Below are 13,340 nucleotides of genomic sequence, written 5' to 3'. Positions count from 1 at the left end.
CATCAGCTTTGTCGGCAGCTCATCAAGCGTCATTTCAAGCTGGCTGAACCACTCGGAACGGCGCCGCCGGAATTTTTGCTTGTGGTCGAAGTAGAGAGGAGAACGGCCAAGTTGCTGCCGCCATTATGGTGGCGTCATCGGCTGGGCGCCAGCGCCTCGAAGCCGGCCACGAGGTCGAACAGTTCGGCGTCGATGCCGCTCTGGCGCAGGCGGTGAAAACTGCGCAGTAGTTCGTCATGCAATTGTTCGATGTTGGTATCGGCGCGCTGCATGGCAACGAGACGGCTGGCATTTTCGCTCGCTTGCGATTCGGCGCAGGCGCGAAAAAGCGAGACGAACAAGTATTCGTGGACGAAGGCCGAAAGTGTCGCCGGGGTCGGGCCTGCAAGCTGCGGCAAGGCCTTGCCTGGCCATGGCAGCGCAGCCACCTTGGCTGCCCAGGCGGCATCGAGCGGTAACAGGCGCTGACAGGCCGGTTCGAACCTGCCGCCCTCGAGTGGGCGATGGTGCAATAGCAATACCTGCGCGGCGCGCCCGCCATCGGGCCGCGCGTCGAGTGCAATCAGGATTTGGCCCACCAGGGCCGCGATGGCCTGGGGCGAGGCTGGCAGCGTGAAGCTTTGCGCACATGCGTAGGGCGCGCCGGCGAGGCGCGCCGCAATCCGTGCGCCCACGGGCCATAACGTTTTATGGCCGGCCATCGGTTCCAGTGTCTCGATGGCATAGTTGTATATCGCATCGTTGAACTGACCGACCATGCCCTGGTCGGTGCCGAATACGATGGCGTCAGTCGACGCCGTGGCCGGCGGCGCGGTGGACGGCGCGCGTAGCGCCGCTCCGTCCTGGCGCAGGCACAGGGCCAGGCCCAGTTCGACGGTGCGGTAATAGGCGTCGAGCGCAAGCACGGCATCCTTGTATTGGCCGATGCGCGAGGCAGCCATGGCCTTCATCGTGCGCACCACCGCATGCAGATCGGCCGCCGTACCGAGCTTGCGCTGCAGGCTTGCAGCGGTCTGGCTCATGGCGTCGCCCCCGTTTCGGCCGGCGTTGTGGCCGGCGCCTGGGACAAGCCGTCCAGTGCTGCCTGCGCGAGCGCGATGACGGCTTGCCGGTCTTGTTCACTGAGCTTGGATGCGCTCGCGAAGCGGGCACTGACGTCGTCGGGGATGCTGTCTGCGGCTTTCTTCACGGCCTGCTCGGCCTCCTTCATTCGCTCCAGGGCAATGCTGTCGAACAGGCCCGCTCCCAGTGCCAGCAGGATGGCGATCTGCGCCGCAACCGGCATGGGCGAGGACTGTTCCTGCTTCAGGCAGGAGCGGATGCGGCGGCCGTGTTCGATCCGCTGTTGCGTGTCGGCGTCGAGATGGGCGCCAAAGCGGGCGAAACTCTCGAGTTCTTCAAACTGGGCATAGGCGAGCTTGAGGTCGCCCGCGACGGCGCGGTAGGCGGCCAGCTGGGCCTTGCCGCCCACGCGCGACACCGAGCGGCCGACGTCGACGGCGGGCAGCACGCCCAGTTCGAACAGCGTCGGCGACAGGTAGAGCTGGCCATCCGTGATCGAGATCAGATTGGTGGGAATGTAGGCCGCAATGTTCTGGCCTTCCGTTTCAATGACGGGCAGGGCGGTCAGGGAGCCGCCGCCCAGCTTGTCGCACAGATGGGTCGCGCGTTCGAGCAGGCGCGAGTGGATATAGAAAATATCGCCGGGGAAGGCTTCGCGTCCGGGCGGACGGCGCAGCAGCAAGGACAGTTCGCGGTAGGCGCGCGCGTGCTGGGTCAGGTCGTCATACACGATCAGCACGTCGCGCCCTGCCTGCATGAAGTGTTCGGCGATGCTGGTGGCGGCGTAAGGCGCGATATAGGCCAGGCCAGGCGGCTCGTTGCCCTCGGCGACGACCACGACCGTGTAGGCCATCGCGCCGCCGGCGTGCAGGGTGGCGATGACCTTCGCCACTGCCGAGGCGCGCTGGCCGATCGCGCAGTAGACGCACAGCACGTCCTGGTCATGCTGGTTGAGTATGGTGTCGATGGCGATGGCCGTCTTGCCGCTTTGCCGATCGCCGAGTATCAGTTCACGCTGGCCGCGGCCGATGGGCACCAGTGCGTCGATCACCTTGATGCCCGTTTGCAGCGGGATGGTGACGGGCGCCCGGTCCATGATCGCCGTGGCGGGCCGCTCGATGGGCAGGCGCTCGTCGCCAGACAGCGCGGCGCCGCCGTCCAGCGCGTGGCCCAGGGGGTTGATCACGCGCCCGAGCAAGCCATCACCCACCAGCACGTCCATCACCCTGCCAGTACGGCGCACTTCGTCGCCGGCCCGCAGATGGGCATAGGGCCCCAGCAGGACGACTCCGATCTCGCTTTCGTCGAGATTGAAGGCGATGCCCTGCACGCCGCCGGGAAAGTCCAGCAGCTCATCGTAGCCGGCATGGGGCAAACCGGCGACCTGGGCGATGCCGGTGGAGAGACTGATGATGTAGCCCACTTCCTGCACCGCCAAGGGCGCGCTGAAGGCGCCGGCGGCCCGGGCGATGCCGGAAAATGCGGCATCGAGCGTGTCGCCGAGCATGCCGGAACCGCCGCTCATGGTGCCTCGGGCGCTGGCGCAGGCGTTGCTGCGCCAGCGTCAGCATCTGCTGCAACGTCTGCGTCCGCCGGCACAGGCGCTGGCGCGCTGGCCTGGGCGCGCGCATGCACCGCCGCGCCTATGCTGTCGCCCAGTGTGGCAAGGTAGTCGTCGATATTCCATGCCAGCTTGTAGCCATGCGCGGTCAAGGCGATGCCGCAGATGAGCTGTGCGTCGGTCGAGAAGGTTAGCGTGGTCTTGTCTGCGCAGAGGTCGTCGAGCGCCGCCGCCAGGGCTTGTTGCTGCTGTGGCGACAGGGGTGCGCTGCTGCTGCATTGCGCCTTGCCGCCCGCCGCCTTGATGGCGTCGGCCATGCTTGTCTTGCTCGTGCCGTCGAGCGCGATCAGGCGCCGCATGAACATATCGCACATCGTTTGTTCCAGTGTCGCGCCGGCCAGGTCGGCGAGGGCCTTGCCCGCGATGAGGAGTACCTGCTCGCGTGCGCGGCGCGTGATATCGGCACCCAGTTGCTGGTAGTCGGTCTCGAGGGTGCTCTGGTAGTTGGCGCGCTGCGTGTCCGCCCGCGTGCGGGCCAGTTCGAGCAGGCGCTCGCCTTCTGCCTTGGCTTGTTGCTTCGCTTGCGCCAGCATGGCCGCGCGCTGCTGATCGAAGTCGCGCTGCTTGCTTGCCAGGTCGGCTTGCTCGCTCTGCACCTGCGCCTGCCTGGCGTTGGCATCGGCGACGGTGGCAGCCGTGGCTTTTTCGCGCGCGTCGATGGCATCGAGCACGGGCCGGTACAGGAAACGCTTGAGCAGCCACGCCAGTATCAGGAAATTGAGCATCTGGGCGGCGACGGTGAACCAATCGATCAGCATGGTTTATTTCCCCGCAGCCTGGGCGATGACGTGGTTCCAGAACGGATTGGCGAAGATCAGGATCATGGAGACCACGAAGCAATAGATGGCCGTCGACTCGATCATGGCGAGACCGACGAACAACGTCCGGGTGATGGTGGCCGAGGCGTCTGGTTGCTGGGCCAGCGCGTTCAAGGCCGTGGCGACCGCGCGGCCTTCCGCCAGTGCCGGGCCCATGGTGCCAAAGCCGGTGGTGATGCCGGCCATGACGATCGATGCGATTGCGATCATGCTCATGCTATCCATGCTGATTCCTTGTAAGTTGCGTTCATGCTGCGGTCGGCCCGGCATCTTCGTCTGCCCGCTTGCGGACCCGGGTTGCCGCCGCGATGTAGACGGCGGCGAGGATGAAGAAAATATACGCTTGCACCAAACCCGTCAGCAGCCCGAGCAAGGTCATCAGGACGGGAAAGATGAACGGTGTAATCGTCAGCAGGATCGCGACGATCATGGCGCCGCTCATCATGTTGCCGAAAAGGCGCACTGCCAGGGCGAGCGTGCGCGACAGTTCGCTGATCAGGTTAAACGGCAGCATGAGCCAGGTTGGCTCGATATACGAGGCAAGATAGCCTCTGACTCCCTGTCCGGCTATGCCGAACAGCGGCACGGCGACGAGTACGCACAAGGCCAGCGCGGTGGTCGTCGAGAGTGAGCCGGTGGGCGGTTCATAGCCGGGAATGATGGTGCAGAGGCTGGCGGCGGCAACGAACAGCAGCAAGGTGCCGAGGAAACCGATGTAGCGGCGTGGCTCGTCCAGCCCGACGTCGACCAGTTGCCCTTCGATGGCCGTGATGACGATTTCGAGGCCGCTTTGCCAGCGTGAGCGCGCCATGCCGTGCGAGAGCTTGCGCGTGACTAGCCAGGCGCCGAGGCTCAGGACGAGCATCAAGGCCCAGGTAAAGGCGATGGTCGCGTTGAGCTTGAATAAACCGAGTTGCCAGTAGATGACTTGGTCAGGACTCAGGTGCATGATTTGCCTCTTTGCGGGCGCTTGCGGCGCTCAGGTGCAGCACGGCGCTGCGCGCCAGCAGGAAGCCCAGCAGGCAGGCCAGCAAGCCTTGCCACTGGCCGCCGGCGGCCAGATAGAAACCATAGCCGGTCACGCCCAGTCGCAGCAGCAGGCTGGCGGCCATGAACAGGGCACCACGGCCGGAATCGACCATGCCGCGCACCGTCCACCACAGGCCGCCAAAGAAAAAAACACCGAGTGCGGCGCCGGCCAGCGCGGTCAATAGCCATGTCAATATGTGCATCATCTTCTCATTCTGGCGGTTCATCCGTCGCTGCATCGTCGCGCATGGCCCGGTCCTGCTGCGCGACCCAGTACCAGGCATTGATGCAGCCCAGCGTCAGGCCGGCGACCAGCAGGGCCAAGGCCCACGAATGGCCGCCGGGGTAGGTTTCGTCTATCCACCGCCCCAGTGCGGCGGCGAGCAGGGTCGGTACCACGACCGACCAGCCGATCAGGCCCATCATGCCCAGGCCGAACCAGAGGCCGGTGTCATCACGGCGCTGCGCCTTGCGCTTGCGCGCGGCCTTGGCGCCTATGCGGGCGGCGAAGTCGGGCGCCGAAGCCGGTGGCGGGGTGCCCTGTTGCTCTGTCTCGTCATCCATGCTGATACTGCGCCATTTGATGCATGAAACCCGCCTCCAGTCCCGCCAGCACACTGCGCAGCTTGCGCTCCTGCTCGTCCTGGGCGAGAAATTGCCGTTCGATGGCGGCGCGCAGCTGGCCCAGGTCGGCACCGGCGAAAGCGCGCCGCACCGAGACCAGCACCTGCCGACCGGTCTTGATCATCACGCCCTGGTCGACCGCGATGTTGCACTCGCCCTGGGAGGCGCTGGTGTAACTGAGGATGCCCGCCGTCAGCGCGCTGGCGCAGTCGAGACGGCGCGGCAGCAGTCCCAGTGCCCCGGCGCGCGTCTCGACGACGATGCGGCTGACATCGGCGACGTCGATGAAGACGGCAAACGGCAGCAATACTTTAAGCTGCATCGGCGTTGGCATGCTGACCTCCCGCGTCGGCGGTGGAGCGGGGCTGCTCCGTGTTGTGTTTTTTTTCCCTGGCTTCGTCGATCTTGCCGATCATGTAGAGGGCGCTTTCCGGCATATCCTTGAACTCGTCGCGCAAGATGCGTTCGCAGCCATCGATGGCGTCTTCCAGGCTTACCAGTTTTCCCTGGATGCCGGTGAATTGTTCGGTGGTGAAAAAAGGCTGCGTCAGGAAGCGTTCCAGCCGCCGTGCCCGTCCTACCAGGGCACGGTCTTGCGGCGACAGTTGTTCGAGGCCGAGCATGGCGATGATGTCCTTCAGTTCGGCATACTGCGCCAGCGTGCGGCGTATCTCCTGCGCCAGCGTGTAGTGGCGCAGTCCAATGATGCCCGGCGTGGCGATCTTGGAATTCGACTGCAGCGGGTCGATGGCGGGAAACAGGCCTTCGCTGGCACGCTTGCGCGAGAGCACGATTGAGGCGGACAGGTGGGCAAAGGTATGGATCGCGGCGGGATCGGTGAAGTCGTCCGCCGGCACGTAGACGGCCTGGATCGACGTGATGGCGCCGTTGTCGGTGTTGGCGATGCGCTCTTCGAGCGCGGCCAGTTCGGTGCCCATGGTCGGTTGGTAGCCCATGCGGGAGGGCATTTGCCCCATCAATCCCGAGACTTCCGAGCCGGCCTGGATGAAGCGGAAGATATTATCGATCAGCAGCAGCACATCGCGCCGCTCGTCGTCGCGGAAATACTCGGCCATCGTCAGCGCCGCATGGCCGATCCGGAACCGACTGCCTGGCGGCTCGTTCATCTGGCCGAACAGCATCACCATATTTGGCAATACGCCGGCCTCTTTCATGTCTTGATACAGCTCCTGGCCCTCGCGGCAGCGCTCGCCGATGCCGCAAAAAATACTGACGCCCTGCTGATGGCCGATCATGTTGTGGATCATTTCAGTCAGCAACACAGTCTTGCCCACGCCGGCGCCGCCGAACAAGCCGGCCTTGCCGCCACGTTCGAGCGGCAACAGCACGTCGATGAGCTTGATGCCGGTCTCAAACATGGTCGAGCTCGTCTTGCGTTCGAGCAAGGTGGGCGGCGCCCGGTGTACGGAGCGCCACGTGAGTCCGGTGGGTGCGGGCAGGTGGTCGATAGTATGGCCGAACACGTCGAACATGCGCGACAGGATGCCTTTGCCGACCGGGGCCATCAAGGGCTGCCCGCTGTCATGCACGGCCATGCCCCGCGCGAGACCCTGGGTGGGCGTCAGCGCAATGCAGCGTACGCTGTGCGCATCGCGGTGCGTGAGGACTTCGACGACGATCTGGCGCTCGGCGCCTGCGTGCAAGATGGCGTGTATCGCCGGCAAGGCAGTGGCGAAGCGCACGTCCACGACGCTGCCGCGTACGGCAATGACGCTGCCTTGCAGGGCGTCTGCCGGGGCAGCCTTATCCATGGCGCGTCATAGGGGGCTGTTCGATGGTTTGGGTACGGTCACCGCAACCGGATCGCTGGACGGAAAACTTTCGGCAAGCGCTTCGTCCAGGGCGTGCTCAGTGTGGCTTTCGGCGGCAGGCGTGACCTTGGGCTTGGGCGCAGGCGAAGGGAGAGGGGCGGGCTTCATGGGTGGCTTCTGGACGGCTTTCATCTGATTGCTCCTTGGGTTGGCTGGCGATGGAGAGAGGGCTGCAGCCGATGACGGTGGAGCGCCTGTTGCGCTGCCCTGCACACTGACACTCACCGCTGGCGCGGCCTGTCTCGATGCACGATTCAGTATGCGCCGCAATGCGCCATGCCAGTCGCACGTTTGAATCGGCGTCGCCTTGTGCCGGCAGCGACGGCATTCGCGGCGGAAAAGCGCACAGTGTGCGCGCCGTTTTCGCTCTTGTTTTCACGCGCGGCGGGCGTCGTGACTTTTGGAGAGAATTGCGAGAGATGCAATAACATATAATTGCATTAAGGAAAGTAACTTGCTCAAAGTTAATTGTTGCAAGGACATCCTTGATCCTCCATCTTTTAAGGGCACTATGAACAAGAATAAACCCGGCGCGTTGTTGATTGCAGCGCTGATTGGCGCGGCCCTGGCTGGCTGTGCTTCCGAATCGTCGCAAGCCCTGGCTGTCCCCACGGTTGCTAGCGCAGCCCGTCCCTATGTTGGTCCACGCACCCTGATCGCTGTCGGTAAGTTCGACAACCGCTCGAACTTCATGCGCGGCATCTTTTCCGATGGCGTCGACCGCCTGGGCAGCCAGTCGAAAACGATTCTGATTTCGCACCTGCAGACGTCCAACCGTTTCAACGTTCTCGACCGCGACAATATGGCTGAGCTCAAGCAGGAAGCAGATTTCAAGAAGCAGGGCCAGAACATCAAGGGCGCGGACTTCGTCGTGACCGGCGACGTGACCGAATTCGGCCGCAAGGAAGTAGGCGACAAGCAATTGTTCGGCATCATGGGCCGCGGCAAGACGCAAGTGGCGTATGCCAAAGTCACGCTGAACGTCGTCAACATCGCCACCTCGGAAGTTGTGTTTTCGAGCTCGGGCGCTGGTGAATACAGTCTGTCGAACCGCGAAGTGCTGGGTTTTGGCGGCACCGCCAGCTATGACGCCACCCTTAACGGCAAGGTACTCGACCTGGCCATGCGCGAAGCGGTAGAGCGCCTGGTCGCTGGCGTCGAAGCGGGCGCAATGCGCAAACAATAAGGTATCCCATGAAACAGACAATGATGAACAAGGGCGCTGCCCTGCTGGCCCTGCTCGCCTGTGCCGCACTGACCGGTTGCGCCACGCAATCGAAGACCCTGTACCAATGGGAAGGCTACCAGCCGCAGGTGTACGAATACCTGAAGGGCGAAAGTCCCGAGCAGCAGATGGCCGCCATGGAAAAAGACTTGCAAGTGATCGCTGCCAAGGGCAATCACGCGCCGCCGGGTTTCCATGCCCACCTGGGCATGCTGTACTCGATCGCCGGCAAGCCGGAGCAGGTCGAAGCGCAGTTCGAAGACGAGAAAAAACTTTTCCCGGAATCGACGCCGTACATGGACTTCCTGTTGGGTAAATTGAAAAAAGGCGAGAAATTATGATGTCGCGCATGTTGAAAATGGCCCTGTGCCTCGGTCCCGCCATCTTCATGGTCGGCTGCGCCACCAAGCAGGCGGCATACGATTACACCGCCTTCAAGGCGGCCAAGCCACGTTCCATCGTGGTCTTGCCGCCATTGAACAACTCGCCTGAAGTCAATGCGGGCAACAGCGTCTATGCGCAAGTGACCTATCCGCTGGCCGAAGCGGGCTACTACGTGCTGCCGGTGGCCGTCGTCGGTGAAACCTTCAAGCAGAACGGCTTGACGAATGCCGCCGATATCCACGGTGTCGATGCGAAAAAGCTCAACGAGATCTTTGGCGCCGATGCGGGCCTGTACGTGACGATCTCCAAGTACGGCACGACCTACGCCGTGATCGACAGCGTGACGGTGGTCTCGGTCGATGCCAAGCTGGTCGACCTGAAGACGGGCACCTTGCTGTGGCAGGGCGCGGCCAGCGCTTCCAGCAACGAAGGCAACAATAGCGGTGGCGGCGGCCTGATCGGCGCGCTGGTGACGGCGGCAGTCAAGCAGATCATCAACACCAGCACCGATGCCAGCCATCCTATCGCCGGCACGGCGAATGCGCGGCTGCTGTCGGCCGGCGTGCCGAACGGCTTGCTGTACGGCCCACGTTCGGAACGCTACCTGGCGCAGTAAGCGTCCGCTAAACTGCCGCACAGGCCCTGCATCTGCCAGGGCCTGTGCGGCAGTAGCAGGCGAGCGATGCCGCATCGTTTGCAGTGATGAGCAGCGCCAAAGGAACTGGCGGACTCGTCGTCCGGCGCTGTTTTGCGTGAGTCCGGGCAGAGCCTGAAGGGTGAGCAAACGATGACTATGCTAATTAAGGGGTAGTAGCTGACACTTGACCTGATACTAGTTGTCAGATGGGTTAGCGTTCTGATATACGTGCTACCGGCCAGAAACAGTCATTTACATCAGCTAGTTTTCCAAGGATATGATGTGTTATTCGAAGTCGAGAAAAAGCAGCCGAAACAAGACCCAACAGCTAGTCAAGTAAGTTCACAGATTGCGAAATTGCGCTCATATGGCCCATCATCTTTTGCGTCGTTGACAGATGAGCTTGGGGATTATCTTCAAGTGGCAGGAGGTGGCCTTACCTGCCTACTTGAAAAACGTACTGTAGTTGATGGAAAGCACTTCCGCGCGTATCTTGAGACGCCGAGCGGCATACATCCAGATGGTACTATCCTCGCCTTCAGCGGCGGCCAGGTAAGGCTTCGAGCCGACGAATGGCTATCAGCTCCGTTGGTTACTCAATATTTCACCGCGTTCTTGCACGGTAACGAGCTCCCGCACAGTATCAGGTGGCGAGAAATCACGTCTTTACTCAGCAGTTGAAGGACCGCTTTGGGGCGGAACCTGGCAACGATGGTAACCGGCCAAGAGAAGACGTTACGATTCTGTACCGCCCGTCCCATTTCCAACAGTAAATCACCATTCATGGCTACATTCGGTCCCGACGATGAGTCTTAATATTTCAGCTTTCCTTGGCAAAAAAACCGATGGCCTGGAGGTGCGGTTCATTGAGGCATTCGCAAATCTTGGCTTTGATGTGCAACTGCATCCGGACCTAACGTTGACAAAGTCTTCGGCAGAGCAAGTCCTTTATCTACGCGTTACTAAGACGCCAGCTGAATTCCTGCGTCTGGAACCCGCAACCCCCTTGCTGATTGCGTTTGAATTTGGCGTACAAAAAAGAGGAAAGAAAGAACCTCGCAGCATGCTGTGGCCGCCAAGAGGCGTCGGTATCTACAGCTATACGATGATCTCCAGGACGGCCGCAGGAAGAAACGAGTCCACTGCTGCCATGCAAATACTCTCGATGGCAATACTGGCGAAGGAAAGCGAAGGCTATTTCCATGCAGACGGAGAGGATGTCGCATCCCCTGGCGAGGTTGCCTTCAATCAAGCAGTTCAAGAACAGAACCGGTTTAATAGAACGAACTTTGATGCTTACGCTTATCGTTTTGAATCCTGGCCACCTGTGGATGGGATTGCTCCCTTTGCATGGCCACCGCAAATCGTTCCGCCGAAATCGTTGACGCAGAAAATGCCAAAACGCCGTTTTCGATTCAGATATGAATTTTCCTGGCTTCAGCTCCCGGGCATCCTGCTGGTTAGCTATTTTATCTTGGCCACATTGCTATATTCATAGTTTTCAGTACAGGATTTCGTCACCAGTCGTTTATATTCATCTGCAACCGGCCCAGGAGCCGACATTGGCGAGCGCAAGACACATTGCAGGACTAGTGCAAATAAGGCAAACTTAGTAAATCTTTGCGCTTCATGTTTATTTGCTTCAATTGGTTGCCGCGCGAACGTCCCTTCTATCCAATCCCGTGGAACCCGATGAAGAAAATACTGCTGTCCATTGCACTACTGTTCTTTTCCTGTACCGGTAACACACAAGAACCTCGTCCTTTGACGATCGGTTTTACCCAAACGATTCCCTCCGCCATCCTGAAGGCCGAGCGCACGATATGGGTTCATCTACCCGAAGGCTACAAGGCCGATGGCGCCGAACGTTATCCGGTGATTTATGTGCTGGATGGGAAGGATCAATTTCAAGCACTGGTAGCGGTGATCGAACACCTGAGCGGCGAAAACCTGATGCCCAAGATGATTGTCGTTGGCATCCTGCAGGACGACAGGCTGGCTGAGCTTACCTTCGGCAAGGATATGGAATTTCCGGACTCCGAAGGCAAGGGGGAGCAATTTCTCGACTATATAGAGAAAGAGCTGATCCCCCATGTTGACGCGAAGTTCCGTAGTGCACCGTATCGCACATTTGTCGGGCACTCCGTGGGCGGTTTGACTGTGGTGCATACTCTGGTGCATCGTCCGCAACTGTTTAACAGCTATATCTCGCTGGAAGGCGCGCTCTGGTGGAATAAACATCATATTGTTAAAGAGGCAAAAAACGTGCTGGGCCAGCCGTCCTACGAAGGCAAGACCCTGTTCATTGCCATGGCCAATCATCTGGAAACCAAACCCAGTCTCCAGCAGGTGCGCAAGGATAAAAGCAGCGACACCGAGCTGATTCGGGCCAATCTCGAACTGATCGATGATTTTTCCAAACACAAAGGTACGGCTTTGCGCCTGGGGCAACAGTATTATCCGGACGATTCACACAGTTCCCTGACGCTACCGGCGGAGTATGATGCCTTGCGATTCATTTTCGATAACTACCGGTTGAAATTCTATAGAAGCCAGGTAGACAATCCCGGCTTTGACGTGGTACAGCGCTATACCGTGCATTATCAGGCGCTGGCGAAAAAGATGGGCTATCGCATCCAACCGAACAGTGCTGAGCTGGTCAAGAACGGATATGCCTTCTTGAATCGCAAACAATATGAGCGAGCCGCCTACTTTTTCCAGCAACTGGAGCAATACTATCCAAATGATCCCAATACCTACGACTGCCTGGGCGATCTATATTCCGCCATGGGCGACAAGCCAAAAGCCGTTGAAAGCTTCAGGAAAGGGCTGAGCCTGGGTGACATGAAGGAAACTCGGGACAAGCTCGGCGCGCTGCTGAGCGGGAAATAATCGTTTGAGGCGGCATGACCCCAAGAACGTTGACCTGGGGTTAGCAGAGTAACGTGGCCGACTTCGGCCAGAAGCGGTCGTTGGACGCAGTCAGTGATGAACTGTCACTCTGTCCATGGTGTTTGAGGTAACTGCTTGATGAGTTCAAGTTGATGTCCAGGAAGAGCAAGTGTCGATTTCTATGATTCCTTTACTGCTTGTCGGGAGCCTTGACCGTAGACAAGCTGGGGGGGGGCTGTTGCGAGGATGAGAGCACCAGAAGACAAAAAATGGGGAAGTCAATGTAGCCCGCTGCCTGCTAGAACGGAGCCGCCCATAAAATATGCTGGGAAGCCTCCTGACGGACGCCACAGGTGGAAGCCGGAATTTCCACTTCGCAATAATTGGAGAAGAGATGTTTGAGTCAATCGAACCGCTGGACGCATACAACAAAAATATTAACATTCTCATTGGCTCTGGAGCTTCAGCCGACTTGTTTCCGACATTGGGCTTGGCAATCAAGAACGCCAAGGAGGAATGGGAAACCGTGGAGACGCTTGCCACGAGGTACGAGAACAATCCTGACAAGAAGACCGCGCTCTTCATGCACTACTACAACATGTGCATCCTGCCCGTGCAGACCTTCAACCCCGCAAATATCACAACGGCAAAAGGGAAAATTAATCTTGAAAACTACGAAGTTTTCTTGAAGACCTTGCTAGGCTTGCTTGACCGAAGAAAAGACCTGAACCGCAAAATCAATATTTTCACGACCAACTATGACGGATGCCTGGCTCATAGTGCCGACAACATCCTCATGAAGGGTTCGCATGATTTCGTGGTGAACGATGGAACATCAGGATTTCATTGCAAGCATCTTCATGCAAAGAACTTCAACACGTTCCAATGCCAGACCGGTATTTTTGAGCGGAGCAATTATGGAGTGCCTCAACTCAACATCATCCATCTGCATGGATCTGTGTATTGGTCAAAGAGTGGCGACAAGATTGAAGTCAAGTACAAAAACGACTTCAAGAACATCATCCACACAAAGACACTTGCAAAGATTGGGAAATTCTCAGACTACATCACAACTGAGGGGGGAGTTTCTTCCAAAGTTCCTTCAGTTAGTTTCACGTCCGCTCAGCGAGAAAACTTCTGGCGCGAGTACAACAAGCGTAAGCGTCAAAGCAGGGCCGTCTTTACGAGGGCTGTCCCTACCAGCATGATTTGAGGT

The 13,340-nt window shown here is 59.6% G+C and carries 16 protein-coding genes; 7 read left to right on the top strand and 9 right to left on the bottom strand.

Features of this window, described 5'->3' with window-relative positions; genetic code table 11:
* Positions 1–134: 134 nt before the first annotated feature.
* Genes K0F85_RS27010 through atpD form a run of 9 tightly spaced genes read right to left on the bottom strand, consistent with a single transcriptional unit; the run spans position 135 to position 6,926 of the window.
* Complete coding sequence (locus K0F85_RS27010) at positions 135–1,022, bottom strand: F0F1 ATP synthase subunit gamma (protein ID WP_219118919.1); 888 nt, start codon at positions 1,020–1,022, stop codon at positions 135–137.
* Positions 1,019–2,587: an alternate F1F0 ATPase, F1 subunit alpha gene (locus K0F85_RS27005; protein WP_219118918.1), complete on the bottom strand. Its 1,569-nt coding sequence runs from the start codon at positions 2,585–2,587 to the stop codon at positions 1,019–1,021. Before K0F85_RS27005 ends, K0F85_RS27010 begins: the two co-directional genes overlap by 4 nt.
* Positions 2,584–3,441 carry a F0F1 ATP synthase subunit B gene (locus tag K0F85_RS27000; protein WP_219118917.1) on the bottom strand — a complete coding sequence of 286 codons (858 nt, stop codon included), beginning with the start codon at positions 3,439–3,441 and terminating at the stop codon, positions 2,584–2,586. Before K0F85_RS27000 ends, K0F85_RS27005 begins: the two co-directional genes overlap by 4 nt.
* A gap of 3 nt (positions 3,442–3,444) precedes the next feature.
* Complete coding sequence (locus tag K0F85_RS26995) at positions 3,445–3,726, bottom strand: F0F1 ATP synthase subunit C (RefSeq protein ID WP_219118916.1); 282 nt, start codon at positions 3,724–3,726, stop codon at positions 3,445–3,447.
* Positions 3,727–3,748: 22 nt separating this feature from the next.
* Positions 3,749–4,450: a F0F1 ATP synthase subunit A gene (locus tag K0F85_RS26990; protein WP_219118915.1), complete on the bottom strand. Its 702-nt coding sequence runs from the start codon at positions 4,448–4,450 to the stop codon at positions 3,749–3,751.
* Positions 4,434–4,736 (bottom strand): ATP synthase subunit I, encoded by a 303-nt coding sequence (locus K0F85_RS26985; RefSeq protein WP_219118914.1) that lies wholly within the window; start codon positions 4,734–4,736, stop codon positions 4,434–4,436. Before K0F85_RS26985 ends, K0F85_RS26990 begins: the two co-directional genes overlap by 17 nt.
* Before the next feature lie 4 nt (positions 4,737–4,740).
* A complete protein-coding gene (locus K0F85_RS26980) occupies positions 4,741–5,094 on the bottom strand; it encodes an AtpZ/AtpI family protein (RefSeq protein ID WP_219118913.1) in 354 nt (117 codons plus the stop codon).
* Positions 5,087–5,488: a F0F1 ATP synthase subunit epsilon gene (locus tag K0F85_RS26975; RefSeq protein WP_219118912.1), complete on the bottom strand. Its 402-nt coding sequence runs from the start codon at positions 5,486–5,488 to the stop codon at positions 5,087–5,089. The genes K0F85_RS26980 and K0F85_RS26975 overlap by 8 nt, the downstream gene beginning before the upstream one ends.
* Positions 5,466–6,926, bottom strand: coding sequence for a F0F1 ATP synthase subunit beta (atpD, locus tag K0F85_RS26970; protein ID WP_219118911.1), 1,461 nt, complete (start codon positions 6,924–6,926; stop codon positions 5,466–5,468). The genes K0F85_RS26975 and atpD overlap by 23 nt, the downstream gene beginning before the upstream one ends.
* Before the next feature lie 571 nt (positions 6,927–7,497).
* On the opposite strand from atpD, the gene K0F85_RS26965 reads away from it, so the two are divergent.
* From K0F85_RS26965 to K0F85_RS26935, 7 genes are all read left to right on the top strand, one after another.
* On the top strand, positions 7,498–8,172 hold the full coding sequence (locus K0F85_RS26965) for a CsgG/HfaB family protein (protein WP_219118910.1): 675 nt from the start codon (positions 7,498–7,500) through the stop codon (positions 8,170–8,172).
* An 8-nt stretch (positions 8,173–8,180) separates the two neighbouring features.
* A complete protein-coding gene (locus tag K0F85_RS26960) occupies positions 8,181–8,552 on the top strand; it encodes a DUF4810 domain-containing protein (RefSeq protein WP_257638192.1) in 372 nt (123 codons plus the stop codon).
* Entirely contained in the window at positions 8,549–9,211 is a 663-nt protein-coding gene (locus K0F85_RS26955) for a DUF799 domain-containing protein (RefSeq protein WP_219118909.1), read from the top strand. Before K0F85_RS26960 ends, K0F85_RS26955 begins: the two co-directional genes overlap by 4 nt.
* Positions 9,212–9,514: 303 nt before the next feature.
* The gene (locus K0F85_RS26950) at positions 9,515–9,913 is read left to right on the top strand and encodes a hypothetical protein (RefSeq protein WP_219118908.1); all 399 of its coding nucleotides are present in this window, start codon (positions 9,515–9,517) and stop codon (positions 9,911–9,913) included.
* Between the two features lie 124 nt (positions 9,914–10,037).
* The gene (locus K0F85_RS26945; protein ID WP_219118907.1) at positions 10,038–10,730 is read left to right on the top strand and encodes a hypothetical protein; all 693 of its coding nucleotides are present in this window, start codon (positions 10,038–10,040) and stop codon (positions 10,728–10,730) included.
* A gap of 194 nt (positions 10,731–10,924) precedes the next feature.
* The gene (locus K0F85_RS26940) at positions 10,925–12,124 is read left to right on the top strand and encodes an alpha/beta hydrolase-fold protein (RefSeq protein WP_219118906.1); all 1,200 of its coding nucleotides are present in this window, start codon (positions 10,925–10,927) and stop codon (positions 12,122–12,124) included.
* Positions 12,125–12,518: 394 nt separating this feature from the next.
* Positions 12,519–13,337 carry a hypothetical protein gene (locus K0F85_RS26935; protein WP_219118905.1) on the top strand — a complete coding sequence of 273 codons (819 nt, stop codon included), beginning with the start codon at positions 12,519–12,521 and terminating at the stop codon, positions 13,335–13,337.
* Positions 13,338–13,340 lie beyond the last annotated feature (3 nt).

The organism is Janthinobacterium sp. UMAB-56 (genome assembly GCF_900095265.1).
Taxonomy (GTDB): domain Bacteria; phylum Pseudomonadota; class Gammaproteobacteria; order Burkholderiales; family Burkholderiaceae_D; genus Janthinobacterium.
The sequence above is the reverse complement of the archived record's forward strand: the minus strand, read 5'-3'. Positions and strand labels throughout refer to the sequence as shown.